The 16712-nt window shown below is 63.2% G+C and carries 16 protein-coding genes and 1 pseudogene; 6 read left to right on the top strand and 11 right to left on the bottom strand.

Annotation, left to right across the window (positions count from 1 at the left end; all coding sequences use genetic code 11):
* Window positions 1-41: 41 nt before the first annotated feature.
* Window positions 42-821, top strand: a complete 780-nt coding sequence (locus F6X59_RS23120; RefSeq protein ID WP_152958310.1) for a helix-turn-helix transcriptional regulator — start codon at window positions 42-44, stop codon at window positions 819-821.
* A gap of 60 nt (window positions 822-881) precedes the next feature.
* Here the strand turns inward: F6X59_RS23120 and F6X59_RS29025 are convergent, their stop codons facing one another.
* The 5 genes and pseudogenes from F6X59_RS29025 to F6X59_RS23100 all read right to left on the bottom strand — a co-directional run bounded on the left by F6X59_RS29025 (window position 882) and on the right by F6X59_RS23100 (window position 6260).
* Window positions 882-1610, bottom strand: a complete 729-nt coding sequence (locus F6X59_RS29025) for a methyl-accepting chemotaxis protein (protein WP_371263088.1) — start codon at window positions 1608-1610, stop codon at window positions 882-884.
* Window positions 1611-1739: 129 nt separating this feature from the next.
* Window positions 1740-2669, bottom strand: a pseudogene (locus F6X59_RS29020) (cache domain-containing protein); the annotation flags it as partial.
* A 346-nt stretch (window positions 2670-3015) separates the two neighbouring features.
* On the bottom strand, window positions 3016-3420 hold the full coding sequence (gene cueR, locus F6X59_RS23110) for a Cu(I)-responsive transcriptional regulator (RefSeq protein WP_110633749.1): 405 nt from the start codon (window positions 3418-3420) through the stop codon (window positions 3016-3018).
* Window positions 3417-5816: a heavy metal translocating P-type ATPase gene (locus tag F6X59_RS23105; protein WP_152958308.1), complete on the bottom strand. Its 2400-nt coding sequence runs from the start codon at window positions 5814-5816 to the stop codon at window positions 3417-3419. Before F6X59_RS23105 ends, cueR begins: the two co-directional genes overlap by 4 nt.
* A gap of 57 nt (window positions 5817-5873) precedes the next feature.
* Window positions 5874-6260: a hypothetical protein gene (locus F6X59_RS23100; protein WP_152958307.1), complete on the bottom strand. Its 387-nt coding sequence runs from the start codon at window positions 6258-6260 to the stop codon at window positions 5874-5876.
* Window positions 6261-6406: 146 nt separating this feature from the next.
* Between F6X59_RS23100 and F6X59_RS23095 the strand changes: the two genes are divergently transcribed.
* Window positions 6407-6604, top strand: coding sequence for a heavy-metal-associated domain-containing protein (locus tag F6X59_RS23095; RefSeq protein ID WP_152958306.1), 198 nt, complete (start codon window positions 6407-6409; stop codon window positions 6602-6604).
* Window positions 6605-6710: 106 nt separating this feature from the next.
* Complete coding sequence (locus F6X59_RS23090) at window positions 6711-7892, top strand: multidrug effflux MFS transporter (protein ID WP_152958305.1); 1182 nt, start codon at window positions 6711-6713, stop codon at window positions 7890-7892.
* Here F6X59_RS23090 and F6X59_RS28770 read toward each other — a convergent pair.
* Complete coding sequence (locus F6X59_RS28770; protein WP_256669403.1) at window positions 7843-8040, bottom strand: hypothetical protein; 198 nt, start codon at window positions 8038-8040, stop codon at window positions 7843-7845. The genes F6X59_RS23090 and F6X59_RS28770 overlap by 50 nt on opposite strands.
* Window positions 8041-8493: 453 nt before the next feature.
* Here F6X59_RS28770 and F6X59_RS23085 point away from each other — a divergent pair, with 453 nt between their 5' ends.
* Complete coding sequence (locus F6X59_RS23085) at window positions 8494-9195, top strand: helix-turn-helix transcriptional regulator (protein ID WP_152958304.1); 702 nt, start codon at window positions 8494-8496, stop codon at window positions 9193-9195.
* 5 nt (window positions 9196-9200) lie between these two features.
* Here the strand turns inward: F6X59_RS23085 and F6X59_RS23080 are convergent, their stop codons facing one another.
* From F6X59_RS23080 to F6X59_RS23060, 5 genes are all read right to left on the bottom strand, one after another.
* On the bottom strand, window positions 9201-10148 hold the full coding sequence (locus tag F6X59_RS23080; protein ID WP_152958303.1) for an adenosine deaminase: 948 nt from the start codon (window positions 10146-10148) through the stop codon (window positions 9201-9203).
* A gap of 84 nt (window positions 10149-10232) precedes the next feature.
* Window positions 10233-10919, bottom strand: coding sequence for an SDR family oxidoreductase (locus F6X59_RS23075; protein ID WP_152958302.1), 687 nt, complete (start codon window positions 10917-10919; stop codon window positions 10233-10235).
* Window positions 10920-11290: 371 nt separating this feature from the next.
* Window positions 11291-11875, bottom strand: a complete 585-nt coding sequence (locus F6X59_RS23070; RefSeq protein WP_152958301.1) for a YigZ family protein — start codon at window positions 11873-11875, stop codon at window positions 11291-11293.
* 9 nt (window positions 11876-11884) lie between these two features.
* Window positions 11885-12547 carry a TetR/AcrR family transcriptional regulator gene (locus F6X59_RS23065; protein WP_152958300.1) on the bottom strand — a complete coding sequence of 221 codons (663 nt, stop codon included), beginning with the start codon at window positions 12545-12547 and terminating at the stop codon, window positions 11885-11887.
* 90 nt (window positions 12548-12637) lie between these two features.
* Window positions 12638-13555: a LysR family transcriptional regulator gene (locus F6X59_RS23060; RefSeq protein ID WP_054886800.1), complete on the bottom strand. Its 918-nt coding sequence runs from the start codon at window positions 13553-13555 to the stop codon at window positions 12638-12640.
* Window positions 13556-13673: 118 nt separating this feature from the next.
* Here F6X59_RS23060 and F6X59_RS23055 point away from each other — a divergent pair, with 118 nt between their 5' ends.
* Window positions 13674-15020: an aspartate aminotransferase family protein gene (locus tag F6X59_RS23055; RefSeq protein WP_152958299.1), complete on the top strand. Its 1347-nt coding sequence runs from the start codon at window positions 13674-13676 to the stop codon at window positions 15018-15020.
* 72 nt (window positions 15021-15092) lie between these two features.
* Window positions 15093-16586 (top strand): CoA-acylating methylmalonate-semialdehyde dehydrogenase, encoded by a 1494-nt coding sequence (locus tag F6X59_RS23050; protein WP_152958298.1) that lies wholly within the window; start codon window positions 15093-15095, stop codon window positions 16584-16586.
* Window positions 16587-16712: the final 126 nt, after the last annotated feature.

The following is a 16712-nucleotide window of genomic DNA, read 5'->3' as shown; positions in this document are numbered from 1 at the left end:
TCTCTGTTAGGCTTGTCTGCTCAGAACTACTAGAATTCGCTATGCAGACGATCGGACACCCCCGTGCCATTCCAGCCCTGGACCAGTTACCCAGGCCACTGTATGCCCGCGCCGAAAGCCTCGGCGCCGGCTCCTGGACGACTCGCCACAGCCACGACTGGGTGCAGTTTTCCTACGCCATCAGTGGCGTATTGGGGGTGTATACCGACGATGGCAGCTACTTCGCCCCGCCACAGTGGGGCGTATGGATTCCGGCTGATGCCGAACATGAAGTGGTCACCTCCGGGCAGGCCGAAATGCGCAGCCTGTATATCCGCCGTGATGCCTGCCCGTGGGCGCCGGCGCAATGTCGGGTCCTGGAGGTGACAGCGCTGGCGCGGGAGCTGATCAAGCAGTTCTGCCTGTTCCCGGCTGAATATGCCGAGGGTGACAGTGTCGAAGGGCGCCTGGTGGCCGTGTTGCTCGATCAGTTGCGGACCTTGCCTGAAGTGGGTTTTTCGCTGCCGCTGCCGCGGCATCCGGGGCTGTTGGCGTTGTGCAACGGGCTGATCGCCGCGCCGGACCAGGTCCAGACGTTGCAGCAGTGGGCGGTGCAGTTGGGGTGTTCGGAGAAGACCTTGATGCGGCTGTTCCAGCGCGAGACCGGGTTGAGCTTTCGCAACTGGCGCCAGCGGATGCGGTTGCTGTCGTCGCTGGCCTTGCTGGAGGCGGGGGAGAGTGTGACCGAGGCGGCGTTGGGCTGTGGGTATGATTCGACTTCGGCCTACATTGCAGCCTTCAAGCAGCTGTTCGGCGCGACCCCCGGGGAACTGAAGCTTTGATGTTGCCTGCCCAGGCCCTATCGCCGGCTTGCCGACGATAGGGCCAGAACAGGCTGGCGATCAGGTGCGGAAGCGACGCACCAGCGAATCCAGTTCATTGGACAGCCCGGCCAGGCTCTCGGAGTCCTGGCGCGCCGCCTGGGCCAGTTCCGCCACCAACTGCGCATCGCCATGAATCTGGCTGATATGGCGGTTGATGTCCTCGGCCACCTGATGCTGTTCTTCCGCCGCCGTGGCGATCTGCGTGTTCATGTCGCGGATGATGTCCACCGACTCGCGGATCTGCCCGAAGCTGTCACGGGCCAGGCCAATGCGGCTGACAGACTGCTGCGACACTTCCAGGCTGGCATGCATCTGCTCGGCCACTTCGGCGGTGCGGCTGGCCAGGTTGCCCAGCAAACCGTCGATTTCGGCCGTGGAGTCGGCGGTGCGCTTGGCCAGTGCCCGCACCTCGTCGGCCACCACGGCAAAGCCACGGCCTTGTTCGCCGGCCCGGGCCGCCTCGATGGCTGCGTTGAGTGCCAGCAGGTTGGTCTGTTCGGCAATCGAGCGGATGGTGCCGAGAATCGACTGGATGGCGTTGCTGTCGCGCTCCAGTTGCTGGATTGACTGGGCCGACTGCTCAATCTCCTGGCTCAGGCGGTCGACGCTGCTGACTGCCGCGTCGATCTGTTGCTGGCCTTCGCGGGCTTGCTGCTGGCCACTGTCGGCCGATTGCGCAGCCTGGCTGCAGGAGCGGGCGACTTCGTTGGCGGTGGCGACCATTTCGTGGAACGCGGTGGAGACCATGTCCACCGCTTCACGCTGGCGGCCGGCAGCCTCGGCCATGTCGCTGGAGACCCGGGTGGAGCTGCTGGAGGTGCTGAGGATCTTGCTGGCGGCCGAACCGATATGCTGGATCAGGCTGCGGATGGCACCCAGGAACTGGTTGAACCAGTTGGCCAGTTGCGCGGTTTCGTCGCGCCCGCGCACGTCCAGATTGCGGGTCAGGTCGCCTTCGCCCTGGGCAATGTCTTCCAGGCCGCTGGTGACGCTGTTGATCGGGCGCACGATGAGTTTGGCGAAGGCGGCGCCGACCACGGCGAACAGTGCCGCCAGTACCAGTGCGATGGCGCCGATCAGCCAGGTCAGGCGGGTGGTGGTCTGCATCACTTCGCCTTGCTGGATCAGGCCGATGAAGGTCCAGCCCAGCTTCTCGTCAGGGTAGACGTTGGCCATGTAGCGCTCGCCGTTGATCTCGACCTCGACCAGGCCCTTGCCGGCCTTGGCCAGTTCGGCGTAGCCGTCGCCGAAGCTGGCCAGTTGCTTGAAGTTGTGGCTGGCATCGCGTGGGTCGACCATCACGTTGCCGTTGTTTTCCACCAGCATCAGGTAGCCGCTTTCGCCCAGCTTGATCTGCTTGACGATCTCGGTCAGGCCCTTGAGCGACACGTCGATGTTGACCACGCCACCGGGGTTGCCGAGCTGGTTGGCGACGGCGCGCACGGTGCTGATCAGCACGGCATCGTCGGCAGCCCAGTAATAGGCGCCAGTGCGCACCGTCTTGCCCGGGTTGGCCATGGCCAGCTGGTACCAGGGACGCGGGCGCGGGTCATAGTTGACGAACTTCTGCCCGCCCGGCCAGCCGACATAGCCACCGTCATTCACCCCGTAGGCTACGTAGGCGTAGCCTGGGTGGGTTTCTGCCAGGCGAGTGAAAAATTCCAGCAGTTGCTTGTCCTGATCGCCCAGTTGGTAGGACGGGTTGGCGCTCATGAACTTGTTCAGGTTGTTGCCCGTGGCCGCCACCATCGGTTGGGAGGCCAGGTAGTCGACGTTCTGGTCGATGCCCTGGAAGAAGATGTTCATCGCGTTGCTGACCTGGCGGATTTCCCGGCTGCTGCTGTCGAGGAATCCGTCACGGGCTTCGCCGCGCAGGTTGATCACCACCAAGGTGGCCACGAGGACGATGGGCAAGCCCGCGATAATCGCGAAGGCCCATGTCAGTTTCTGTTTGATGTTCATCGACGCTCCCGGGGTTTGTTTTTTTGCACGCGAGGCAGGTAGCAACTACATCGGCAGCATCCGGGGATTTTTTAGTGAAAGTGCCCGTATTTGTTGGGCAAAGTCGCATTTGGCGACTATTCGGTCGGCATTGGGCTAATATGGCATACCAAAAGTTTGCGGCGTACTGATGTCAGCACGCCGCAGGCTTTCAATGGCAGCATCCTGCGCCATTGGCCAGGTCTTTCAGAATCGGGCAGTCCGGGCGGTCATCCCCCTGGCAGTGGGCAACCAGATCACCCAGGGTGTCACGCAAGCTCACCAGCTCCTCGATACGCCGATTCAGCTCATCGATATGCTGCATGGCCAGCGCCTTGACGTCGGCGCTGGCACGCCCGCGGTCCTGCCACAGGGTCAGCAGCTTGCCCACTTCTTCCAGGGAAAACCCGAGGTCACGGGAGCGCTTGATGAAGGCCAGGCTGTGCAAGTCCTCGGCCTGGTACAAGCGGTAGCCGCTGTCGCTGCGGGTGGCCGGCTTGAGCAGGCCGATGGATTCGTAATAGCGGATCATCTTGGTGCTGAGCCCGCTGCGGCGGGCGGCCTGGCCAATGTTCATCGGGCCTCCTGCGAGGTGTTGGTGGGTTTCCAGGTCTTCAGCCACAAGGCATTGCTGACCACGCTGACGCTGGACAGCGCCATGGCGGCGCCGGCCAGTACCGGGTTGAGATAGCCCAGCGCGGCCAGGGGAATGCCGATCAGGTTATAGATGAAGGCCCAGAACAGGTTCTGGCGGATTTTCGCATAAGTCTTGCGGCTGATTTCCAGCGCGGCGGGCACCAGGCGCGGGTCGCCGCGCATCAGGGTGATGCCGGCAGCCTGCATGGCCACGTCGGTGCCACCGCCCATGGCGATGCCGATGTCGGCAGCGGCCAGGGCCGGGGCATCGTTGATGCCGTCGCCGACCATCGCTACCACGCCGCTCTTTTTCAGGGCGGCCACGGTGGCGGCCTTGTCGGCCGGCAATACTTCGGCGTACACGTCGTCGATGCCGAGGGCATCGGCCACCACCTTGGCGCTGCCGCGGTTGTCGCCGGTCAGCAGGTGGCTGCTGATGTGGCGGGCGTGCAGGGCGGCGATGGCCTGCCCGGCACCGGGTTTGAGGCTGTCGCCGAAGGCGAACAGGCCGAGTACGCGAGGCGCTGTGCCACGTTCGATGAGCCACGACAGCGTGCGGCCTTCGGCTTCCCAGGCTTGAGCGCTGGCAGCCAGCTCGCCAGGTTGCAGATTGCTTTCATCGAGCAGGCGGCGGTTGCCCAGCGCCAGTTCGCGACCTTCCACGCGCCCGGCAATGCCGCGACCGGTGAGTGACTGGCTGTCAGTCACGACGGGTACCTCCAGGCCTTGCTCGGCGCAGGCATCCAGCACCGCCTTGGCCAACGGATGCTCGCTGCCGCGCTGCAGGGCACCGGCTAGGCGATGCAGGTTGGCGCCATTACCGTCCAGTGCCTGGCTGTGGACCACCCGCGGGCTGCCGGAGGTGAGGGTGCCGGTCTTGTCGAATACCACACGATCGACCGCATGGGCACGCTCCAGCGCTTCGGCGTCCTTGATCAGGATGCCGTGGCGTGCAGCGACACCGGTGCCGGCCATGATTGCTGCTGGCGTGGCCAGGCCCAGGGCGCAGGGGCAGGCGATCACCAGCACGGCGACCGCATTGATCAGCGCGGTCTCCAGCGGCGCACCGGCCAGCCACCAGCCAATCAAGGTGAGCAGTGCCAGCACCAGCACGGCGGGCACGAATACCTGGCTGACCCGATCGACCAGCTTCTGGATCGGCGCCTTGGCCGCTTGTGCGTCTTCGACCAGGCGGATGATCCGGGCCAGCACGGTTTCCGTACCCAGCGCCTGGGTACGCACCAGCAGCCGGCCTTCGCCGTTGATTGCCCCCCCGGTGACGCTGTCGCCGGGTTGTTTGGCTACCGGCAGGCTTTCGCCGCTGATCAGTGCTTCGTCAGCGTGGCTGCTGCCTTCTTCCACCGTGCCGTCGACCGGGAAGCGTTCGCCAGGCTTGACCAGTACCAGGTCGCCGAGGCGCAGCTGGGCAATCGCCACGTCTTCTTCGCGGCCGTCGATGACGCGCACGGCACGCTCAGGGCGCAGCGCTTCGAGGGCGCGGATGGCGCTGGCGGTCTGGCGCTTGGCCCGGCTTTCGAGGTATTTGCCCAGCAGTACCAGGGCGATGACTACCGCCGAAGCTTCGAAGTAAAGGTGGGGGGCCATTCCGGCTGGGGCCTTGGCCCACTGGTACAGGCTCAGGCCATAACCCGCACTGGTGCCCAGGGCGACCAGCAGGTCCATGTTGCCGGCACCGGCCCGCACGGCTTTGTAGGCGGCTTTGTAGAAGCGTGCACCGAGCACGAACTGCACCGGGGTGGCCAGCGCGAACTGCACCCAGGCGGGCAGCATCCAGTGCAGGCCGAATGGCTGCACCAGCATTGGCAGCACCAAGGGCAGGGCCAGCAACAGCGCGGCAGCGACGGCCAGGCGTTCGTTGCGCAGGCGCCGTTGCGCAGCCTGCTGATCATCCTTGGCCGCTTGCGGCAGGCTGGCGCTGTAACCGGCTTTTTCGACAGCGGCTATCAGCAGCGCGTCGTCGAGCGCCTGCAGCACTTCCAGGTGAGCACGTTCGCTGGCCAGGTTGACGCTGACCTGTTCGACCCCGGGCAGCTTGCCAAGCGCGCGCTCGACACGGCCGACGCAGCTGGCGCAGGTCATGCCGCCGATCTGCAGTTCCACGGTTCGGGTCGGCACGCCATAGCCGGCGCCACGCACGGCTTCGACCAGGGCTGGCAGGCTGTCGGCCGGGGCCTGGACCCTGGCCTGTTCGGTGGCGAGGTTGACGCTGACCTGGTCAGCGCCGCTGACTTTGCGCAGGGCGCGCTCGACACGGCCAGCGCAGCTGGCGCAGGTCATGCCGGAGATCGGCAGGTCGAATGTGGTAGATGCAGGCATGACGCTCCTCCTTGGCAGGGCTTCAGCATCAGCATCAACCTTGCCACACAGGGAAGGTCAATAGCCCAGGCTGGCTCGCTTCAACTCAAGGCCATTGTGGCCCATGGCGATGCGGTACTTACTGATCTGGCCCGCTTGCAGGTTGAGTCGCGTGCTGCGTTGGTCCTCGATGCCTGGAGCACAGCCGGGCATCTGCCCGGGCAGCAGGCGCAAGCGCACGTCGACCGGGCCGGGCGGCAGGTTGAAGGACGTGGACTGTTCCTGGAATACGCGGCCGGAGAGCTGATCGTTGAGGTACACGCCGATTTCGCAGCTGGTAGCCACTTCCAGGCGTTCCCGGGAAATGATCAGTACGCTGTAGTCCGAATTGCCCTCGGCGCTGGCCGGTGGCACGGCGGCCAGCGCGGCCAACAGCCCGACAACGCCCACTGCTGTCCTGAACATGAAGAATCTCCTGCTTGCACAAATCGTCAAAGGCGCAGCTTGGCTGAGGACCGCGCGGATTTCCAGCCCGGCCGTTGCACGCAGAACTTGACCTTGCCCCGATGGCAAGCTTGAAACTGCGTCAAACCCTGAAGGAGGCAGTACCCATGCAAGTGTTCAATGTTCAAGGCATGACCTGTGGCCATTGCGTGAAAGCAGTGACGCGCGCGGTACAGGAACAGGATGCGCAGGCGACGGTGGAAGTCGATCTGCCTGGCAAGAAAGTGCGGGTGCAAAGCTCGCTGGCCGCTGAGCAGCTGCTGGCGGCTATTCGCGAGGAAGGCTACCAGGCTGAAGTGGCCTGAGCCGAAGGGGCCGCAATGCGGCCCTGTTTTGTTGCAAATGTTTTCATGCTGAGGGTGGCCACTGCAGGTAGACTTAGCGGCTTGCTTAGCCTGCTATGGATTCCTGATGAACCTGCGAATGGTGCTGATTCTGGGCGCACTGAGTGCGTTCGGGCCCTTGGCGATCGACTTCTACCTGCCCGCCTTCCCGGCTATGGCGCAGGCGTTCGCCACCGATGAAAAACATGTACAGGCCACCTTGGCGGCCTACTTCCTCGGCTTGTCGATCGGCCAACTGGCCTACGGGCCGGTGGCGGACCGCTTCGGCCGGCGCAAGCCGCTGCTGTTCGGCGTGGCGCTGTTCACCTTGGCCTCGCTGGCCTGTGCCTACGCCCCCAACCTCGACACTTTGATCGTGGCGCGCTTTGTCCAGGCACTGGGCGGTTGTGCCGGCATGGTGCTGTCGCGGGCCATTGTCAGTGACAAGTGCGACCCGGTGGCATCGGCCAAGGTGTTCTCGCAGTTGATGCTGGTGATGGGCCTGGCACCCATCCTTGCGCCGATGCTGGGCGGAGTGCTGGTGAACGTGGCCGGTTGGCAGTCGATTTTCCTGGCGCTGAGCCTGTTCAGCGCTGCCAGCCTGCTGGCGGTAAGCCTGGGCCTGCCGGAGAGCCTGCCGGCGAACATGCCGCGCCAGCCGCTGTCAGGTGCAGTGCGCCAGTACCTGCGGTTGTTGGCTGATCGTGTGTTCATCGGCCACGCCTTGACCGGCGGTATCGCCATTGCCGGGATGTTTGCCTACATCGCCGGTTCGCCTTTCGTATTCATCAAGCTCTATGGCGTACCCGCGGAGCACTATGGCTGGCTGTTCGGTAGCAACGCAGCCGGCTTCATACTGGTAGCCCAGGTCAACGCGCGCTTGCTGGCCAAGCGAGGCCCGGCATTCCTGTTGGTACGGGCGGTCTGGCTCTACCTGGCAGCAGGGCTGGTACTGCTGGGCGTGGCAGCTCTGCGCCCGGCGCAGTTGTGGCCATTGCTGGTGCCGCTGTTCGTCTGCATTGCCAGCTTGGGTTGCATCATCCCCAACGCGTCGGCCTGCGCCATGAGTGGCCAGGGCGCGCGAGCAGGCAGCGCGTCGGCGCTGATGGGCTGCCTGCAGTTCAGCGTTGCAGCCGGTGCGGCGTCGCTGGTCGGCGTGCTGCATGACGGCAGTGCGGTGCCCATGACCTTGGTGATCAGCCTGTGCGGAGCGCTGGTGGTCAGTGTCGCGCTGTTGACCCGGCATTTACAGGCCACGCGTCCAGCATAAGCGGGTGAGGTGCCCGCAGGCGGGTTTCCAGGGTGGCGACGAAGGCACGTGCTTCTGCCTCGCTGCGGAAACTCACCACATGCTGGTCGAGCCTCACTTGCCAAGGGCAGTTGGGGTTGCGGTTCGACGCACTGACGACAATCTTCATTGCGGCATACCTCCGATTGGGGGGAGAGCGGGTCAAGTGTAGCGCTGCAGTCACCGGGCGCCATGACTTGGGTATGTGTCCTGACTGGCGGTCTGGGCACCTTTCCCAGTGGCCTGTCAGACGATTCCAAGGCACATGCCTGGATTGTTGTGGAAGCTTCGCTTTGATTTGCGCTACTTAAGGAAGCGCGCTGTCAGCAGAGTCGCTGCCCACTCTGGGCCATCCTTCCTCATGCCCTGTATTTTCCTTTCTGCACCACGTTGTGACGACTTTGACTTGCGTGAGGGTTGCCCCACCCAACGCCGAATGCGCCTGTCCGAGCATGTGCAGGGCTGCCGGAAGGGGCACGGGTGCGGCTTATACTGGCCCTTGGCAGTTTGCTTGAGAGGCGATCAGCGTAGCCAAGGCTGGCCTCTGGAAACCAGACGTGATCATGCGGGGAGATACAGGGACATGAATGCAGTCAGCAGTATCAGTCAGATTGCCGGCCTGATGGCCGACCCCAAGCGTAGCGCGATGTTGTGGGCGCTAATCGATGGCACACCACGGCCGACCGATGAACTGGCAATGATGGCCGGCCTGACCGCGTCGTCGGCCTGTGCCCACCTTTCGTTGCTGTCTTCGGCCGGCCTGCTCAGGCTTGAGGCTCGCGGGCGCAAGCGCTACTTCAGGCTCGCGACACCTCAGGTAGGCGTTGCTGTCGAAGCGCTGGCCAGCGTCCAGCTGGCGTCGGAAAGGGGGCCGCGTACGGAGGTGCTGCAGCTGCCGATGTCGATGCGCAGGGCACGTCGCTGTGGCGAACACCTGGGCGGCGAGCTGGCGGGTGAGCTGTATCACCGGCTGGTGGTGGCGGGCTGGCTGGAGGGCAGCGAGCGGGAACTGATGGTCAGTGAGGAGGGGCGAACGCAGCTGGCGGCCATTGGCGTCTACATCGACGCGCTGGCGTCGCGGCGGCACTGTGTGATCTGCCATTGCAATGAATGGAGCGACCAAGGGCCACACCTGGGCGGCAGCCTTGGTCAGGCATTGCTCAAACTGTTTTTGCAGTCTGGCTGGATACGCGAGCCTGAGGGCACGCGGGTACTGCAGATTTCTGCCGAGGGTGTGCAGCAGATCAACTGTATAGCCCGCGTGAGCACCTTGCAGGTCGGTTGACGGCTTCAGACCAGGCGAGCATCCAGGCTGTTTTGCGCCAGGCGGCGGGCCTGGTCTTCGGTCATGCCCAGGTGGGTGTGCAGGGCATGGAAGTTCTCGGTGACGTAACCGCCGAAGTAGGCCGGGTCGTCCGAGTTCACCGTCACCTTCACGCCACGCTCGAGCATGTCGAGGATGTTGTGCTGGCTCATGTGGTCGAACACGCAGAGCTTGGTGTTCGACAACGGGCAGACGGTGAGCGGGATCTGTTCGTCGATGATGCGCTGCATCAGGCGTTCGTCTTCGATGGCGCGTACGCCGTGGTCGATGCGCTTGATCTTCAGCAGGTCGAGGGCCTCCCAGATGTACTCGGGTGGGCCTTCCTCACCGGCGTGGGCTACGGCTACCAAGCCTTCGCTGCGGGCACGGTCGAACACACGCTGGAACTTGCTGGGCGGGTGACCCATTTCCGAGCTGTCCAGGCCGACGGCGATGAACGCGTCGCGGAAGGGCAGGGCCTGGTCGAGGGTCTTTTGCGCTTCGTCTTCGCTGAGGTGGCGCAGGAAGCTGAGGATCAGGCCACTGCTGATACCCAGTTGCTCGCGACCGTCCTTCAGTGCCTGGTTGATGCCATTGAGCACGACTTCGAACGGGATGCCGCGGTCGGTGTGAGTCTGCGGATCGAAGAAGGGTTCGGTGTGGATGACATTCTGCGCCTTGCAGCGTTGCAGGTAGGCCCAGGTCAGGTCGTAGAAGTCCTGCTCGGTGCGCAGCACGTCCGCGCCCTGGTAATACAGGTCGAGGAATTCCTGCAGGTTGTTGAAGGCGTAGGCGCTGCGCAGGGTTTCCACGTCGTTCCACGGCAGGGCGATCTTGTTGCGCTCGGCCAGGGCGAACAGCAGTTCGGGTTCCAGCGAGCCTTCAAGGTGCAGGTGCAGTTCTGCCTTGGGCAGGGCATTCAGCCAGTCATACATAGGGGGAATGTCTCGAATCAGGTACGGTTGCCGCCATTCTACAGGGCCTGGCCGGGCATTGCGCCCGGCCGGTCGGTATTCACCTCACCAGGTGAGCGACTCGCCCTTGTAGTTGATGAAGCGCAGGCCACCGTGGCCGCTTTGCGCCTTGATCTGTTCGAGCATGCCACGGGTGCTGGTGAGCACGTCGATTTCGGCGTTTTCGCCACCCATGTCGGTCTTCACCCAGCCCGGGTGCATGGCCAGCACGCACAGGTCGGGGCGTTGCAGCTCGACCACGAAGCTGTTGATCATCGAATTGAGCGCGGCCTTGCTGGCCTTGTACAGGCAGACCTCGCCACCGTCGGGGATGGTCACGCTGCCAAGGATCGAACTCATGAACGCCAGCACGCCGCTGCCTTCACGTACCTGGCCGGCCAGGCGGCGGGCGACGCGGATCGGCGCCACGGCGTTGGTCATGAACAGCTCACCGATGGCCTGGGTTTGCACGATTTCCAGGTCTTGCGGCAAGGGGCCCATGACGCCGGCGTTGACGAACACCAGGTCGAAAACCTCCCCCTGCAGGCGCTGTTTGAGCCCGTCGAGTTGGGCGGTGTCGTTCATTTCCAGTTGTTCGATGCGGACACCCGGTACATCGGCGAGGGCGCCGGGCTGCTGAGGGTTACGCACGGTGGCCGTGATGTTCCAGCCGTCCTCGTGCAGACGTTGCACCAGACCAAGGCCTAGCCCGCGGGAAGCGCCGATGATGAGGGCAGTTCTAGAAGATGCCATAGGAACATTCCTTTATCGGTGTGGGAAAAAGGAATTGAGCATAGTGCAGAGTTGGCGAGCGCGCCTCGGATACTTCGCGGCTGGTTAAAAAATGTACAGGTTCGTCAGGCCGTGAGCGGGCGGGCGCTTGGCTTGTTGGCTAACGGGTTATCCACAGGCTGATCCACAGTAAATGTGCGCAAGCAGGGCGTCGATCGTTTTGCAACAGCCCTGACACATTGGGGATAAGTCTCAAAGGTTCAGTTGCTTACGGCTGTCATCAAACAGTGATCAAAATATGCTCAATGCTCTGCAGGCCCTGCTGTGCTTGGGCTGCAACGGAGTGCCCCAAGCTTATCCACAGGCCAGCCCACAGTTGTTGTGGGCAAACTTCAGCGTGCTTCGAGGATGATCCGGCCGCGGCTCAGGTCGGCCAGTTGCTGTTGCAGGGCCGGAACGTGAGCTGCGCCCACGGCAATCTCCAGGTCGACGCCGTTGGCGGTGAATTGTTCATCCAGCACCAGGCCATCCACGTCGGCCAGGCGCAGTTTCACCAGGGCCAGTTCGCTGAAGGTGCAACTGCAGGTGTATTCGCTGCGCTGGATCAGCAGCCGTTTGGGCGCCTGTTGCAGGCACTTGTTGGCGCCACCGCCGTAGGCGCGTGCCAGCCCGCCGGTGCCCAGCTGGATGCCGCCGTACCAGCGGATCACCAGCACCACCACCTGGTCGCAGTCCTGTGCTTCGATGGCCGCCAGGATCGGCCGCCCGGCGGTACCACCTGGCTCGCCGTCGTCATTGCTGCGGTATTGCCCGCCGATCTTCCACGCCCAGCAGTTGTGGGTGGCGGCCAGGTCGCTGTGGCGTTCGATGAAGCTCATCGCCTCGGCGGCACTGTTGATCGGGCCGGCGAGGGTGATGAAGCGGCTCTTGCGGATTTCCTCGCGAAATTCGCAGAGGTCGAGCAGGGTAGAAGGCATAGATGAACGTCAGGCACCCAGCGTGATGCCGCACCCCTTGAGAATGATGTGGATAAGGTTGTTGCTGGCATCTTCCATGTCTTGCTTGGTCAGGCGGCTGCGGCCGGTGACCTGGCAGATCTGGGTGGCGAAGTCGGCATAGTGCTGGGTGCTGCCCCACAGCAGGAAGATCAGGTGCACCGGATCCACCGGGTCCATCTTGCCGGCGTCGATCCAGGCCTGGAACACGGCGGCCCGGCCGCGGAACCATTCGCGGTAGTCGGCGCTGAAGTATTCGGTCAGGCAGGTGCCGCCGCTGATCACTTCCATCGCGAAGATGCGCGAGGCCTGCGGGTTGCGCCGGGAGAACTCCATCTTGGTGCGGATATAGTGGCTCAGCGCCTCGCCCGGGTCGTCCTCGACGCTCAGGGCGTTGAAGGTGCTGTCCCACAGCTCGATGATGTTGCTTAGCACGGCAATGTACAGGCCAAGCTTGTTGGTGAAGTAGTAATGCAGGTTGGCCTTGGGCAAGCCGGCTTTCAGCGCGATGGTGTTCATGCTGGTGCCTTTGAACCCATGGCGGGCGAATTCGTCTTCGGCGGCCTGGATGATGGCCTGTTCGTTCTTCTGGCGGATGCGGCCGGCGGGCTTGCCCGAGGCGGCGAGGCGATGCGCAGGGACTTCTAGGGTCATGGACGATTCCGGACAGGTCTGTGGCAACGAATGTCGGACAAGATTACCTGCCTGTGCTGGCGTGACAAGCCTTAGCGTCAGAAGCTGGCATCAACGTGTCGCAGCCAGGCTTTCCAGGAAGCTTTCCAGCACCAGGTTCGGCCGCCGCCCTTTGCGCGTGACCCAGCTCAGGCTCAGGTCATAGAAGCGTTGCGCAGGCTTGAGTGCACGCAGGCGACCTTGCTGGACCCAGAAGGTGGCGTAGTGGTCGGGCAGGTAGCCGATATAGCGGCCGGTGAGGATCAGGAACGCCATGCCTTCGCGGTCCGAGGCACTGGCGGTGCAGTTGAGCGCCTGGTAGTGCGCCTGGATTTCCGCGGGCAGGCGGAAGGTCGGCGCGATCGCTTCCTGGCTGTTGAGGCGGTCATCGTCGATCTGCTGGTTGTCGGCGTAGAACAAGGGGTGGCCAACCGCGCAATAGAGCTGTGACCGTTCGCTGTACAGCGGTTGGTATTCCAGGCCGGACAGAGGGCTGGTCTGAGGCACCACGCCGACGTGCAGGCTACCGTCCAGTACCCCTTGCTCGACCTGGCTGGGGGCGATCATGCGGATCTGGATGCGCACATCCGGACCGCGGTCCTTGAGCTCGGCCAAGGCATGGGTAATGCGCATGTGCGGCAGGGTGACCAGGTTGTCGGTCAGGCCGATGTTGAGCTCGCCGCGCAAGTGCTGGTGCAGGCCGTTGACTTCGGTACGGAAGGTCTCCAGCGCACTGAGCAACTGCAGTGCCGAGTGATAGACCTCGCGGCCTTCCTCGGTCAGCGAGAAACCGGCACGACCACGCTGGCACAGGCGCAAGCCCAGGCGTTGTTCGAGGTCGTTCATCTGCTGGCTGATGGCCGAGCGGCCGATCCCCAGCACGTTCTCCGCCGCCGAGAAGCCGCCGCATTCAACCACGCTTCGGTAGATTTTCAGCAGGCGAATGTCGAAATCACTGACTTGCGCGAGAGGGTCGGGGCGTCGGCTCATAAGTTTAGTCTTGCGCTACCTGAAGATTAGAAATGTAGGCTTTTTCAGACTTTATCCGCGTGCGAATTTAGCTGCAACAACATCCATCGTTGCCTAATCGTCTTCCGAGGAACTGCCGATGAACATGCCCGAAACCGCTGCCACCGGTATCGCCAGCCAGCTGAAGCTGGACGCCCACTGGATGCCCTACACCGCCAACCGTAACTTCCAGCGCGACCCGCGCCTGATCGTGGCGGCAGAAGGCAACTACCTGGTCGATGACAAGGGGCGCAAGATCTTCGACGCCCTGTCTGGCCTGTGGACCTGTGGCGCCGGGCATACCCGCAAGGAAATCACCGAAGCGGTCGCGCGCCAGCTCGGTACCCTGGATTACTCCCCGGCGTTCCAGTTCGGCCACCCGCTGTCGTTCCAGCTGGCCGAGAAGATTACCGAGCTGACCCCGGGCGACCTGAATCACGTCTTCTATACCAACTCTGGCTCCGAGTGCTGCGACACCGCGCTGAAGATGGTGCGTGCCTACTGGCGCCTGAAAGGCCAGGCCACCAAGACCAAGATCATTGGCCGTGCCCGTGGTTACCACGGGGTGAACATTGCCGGCACCAGCCTGGGTGGCGTCAACGGCAACCGCAAGATGTTCGGCCAGTTGCTGGACGTCGACCACCTGCCTCACACCGTGCTGCCAGTTAACGCCTTCTCCAAAGGCATGCCGGAAGAGGGCGGTATTGCCCTGGCAGATGAAATGCTCAAGCTGATCGAGCTGCACGATGCCTCGAACATCGCCGCGGTGATCGTCGAGCCGCTGGCGGGTTCCGCCGGTGTGTTGCCGCCGCCGAAGGGGTACCTGAAGCGCCTGCGTGAAATCTGCACCCAGCACAATATCCTGCTGATCTTCGACGAAGTGATCACCGGCTTTGGCCGCATGGGCGCCATGACCGGTTCCGAGGCCTTTGGTGTCACCCCTGACCTGATGTGCATCGCCAAGCAGGTCACCAACGGTGCCATCCCGATGGGGGCGGTCATCGCCACCAGCGAGATCTACCAGACCTTCATGAACCAGCCGACCCCGGAATATGCGGTGGAATTCCCCCACGGCTACACCTACTCGGCTCACCCGGTAGCCTGCGCCGCCGGTCTTGCCGCGCTCGACCTGCTGCAGAAGGAGAGCCTGGTGCAGTCGGCTGCTGAACTGGCACCGCACTTCGAGAAGCTGCTGCATGGCGTGAAGGGCACCAAGAACATCGTCGACATCCGTAACTACGGCCTGGCCGGCGCGATCCAGATCGCTGCCCGCGATGGTGATGCGATCGTGCGTCCTTACGAAGCGGCCATGAAGCTGTGGCAAGCCGGCTTCTATGTGCGTTTCGGTGGCGACACCTTGCAGTTCGGCCCAACCTTCAATACCCAGCCGCAGGAACTGGACCGCCTGTTCGACGCGGTCGGCGAAGCCCTGAACCAGATCGACTGATCTTTCCGCTTTTGACGTAGGGCGCGTGACCCATCACGCGCCTGCCTCAACCTTCTTTATCTGGAGTTTTGCATGAGCATTGTTCAGCACCTGATCCACGGCGAACTGGTTACCAAGGGTGAGCGCACCGCCGATGTCTTCAACCCCTCCACCGGCCAGGCAATACGCAAGGTCGAGCTGGCCAGCCGTGCGACCGTGCAGGAAGCCATTGACTCGGCCAAGGCTGCCTTCCCGGCCTGGCGCAACACCCCACCGGCCAAGCGTGCCCAGGTGATGTTCCGCTTCAAGCAGCTGCTGGAGCAGAACGAAGCCCGCATCTCGCAGATGATCAGCGAAGAGCACGGCAAGACCCTGGAAGACGCTGCAGGTGAACTGAAGCGTGGCATCGAGAACGTCGAGTTCGCCTGTGCCGCACCGGAAGTACTGAAAGGCGAGTACAGCCGCAACGTCGGCCCGAACATCGACGCCTGGTCCGACTTCCAGCCGCTGGGTGTGGTCGCTGGCATCACCCCGTTCAACTTCCCGGCCATGGTGCCGCTGTGGATGTACCCGCTGGCCATTGCCTGCGGTAACGCCTTCATCCTCAAACCGTCCGAGCGTGACCCGAGCTCGACCCTGTTCATCGCTCAGCTGCTGCTGGAGGCTGGCCTGCCGAAGGGCATCCTCAACGTGGTGCATGGTGACAAGGAAGCGGTGGATGCACTGATCGAAGCGCCGGAAGTGAAAGCACTGAGCTTCGTCGGTTCGACACCGATTGCCGAATACATCTATGCCGAAGGCACCAAGCGCGGCAAGCGCGTACAGGCCCTGGGTGGTGCGAAGAACCACGCGGTGCTGATGCCTGATGCCGACCTGGACAACGCGGTCAGCGCGCTGATGGGTGCTGCCTACGGTTCGTGCGGCGAGCGTTGCATGGCCATCTCGGTGGCGGTGTGCGTGGGTGACCAGGTTGCCGATGCACTGATCGCCAAGCTGGAGCCGCAGATCAAGGCGCTGAAGATTGGTGCCGGCACTTCCTGCGGCCTGGACATGGGCCCACTGGTGACTGCTGCTGCGCGTGACAAGGTTGTCGGTTACATCGACGACGGCGTTGCCGCTGGCGCCAAGCTGGTGGTGGATGGCCGTGGCTTGCGTGTGGCGGGTAATGAAGATGGCTACTTTGTTGGTGGCACGCTGTTCGACAACGTGACCCCGCAAATGCGCATCTATAAAGAAGAGATCTTTGGCCCGGTGCTTTGCGTGGTGCGCGTGCACAGCCTGGAGCAGGCCATGCAGCTGATCAACGATCACGAATATGGCAACGGCACCTGCATCTTCACTCGTGACGGTGAAGCGGCGCGCCTGTTCTGCGACGAGATTGAAGTGGGCATGGTCGGTGTCAACGTACCGCTGCCGGTGCCGGTTGCCTACCACAGCTTCGGTGGCTGGAAGCGTTCGCTGTTCGGTGACCTGCATGCCTATGGCCCGGATGGTGTGCGCTTCTATACCCGGCGCAAGGCGATCACCCAGCGTTGGCCGCAGCGTGCCAGCCATGAGGCGTCGCAGTTTGCGTTCCCTAGTTTGTAAGGGGTGATGGAGAAGCGGGGAGGCCGGTAGGCCTCCCCGCTTTGTTTTTAGGGTGGGGCTGGCGAGCACCTGGTGGCCCTGACGCGGTCTGTTCCTCTTATATTTCAATTTATTGAAATTAAAGGT

This window comes from Pseudomonas sp. MN1F (assembly GCF_009391885.1).
In the GTDB taxonomy this organism is placed as follows: Bacteria; Pseudomonadota; Gammaproteobacteria; order Pseudomonadales; family Pseudomonadaceae; genus Aquipseudomonas.
Note: the sequence above shows the minus strand (reverse complement) of the source record. Positions and strands in the feature narration are given on the sequence as shown.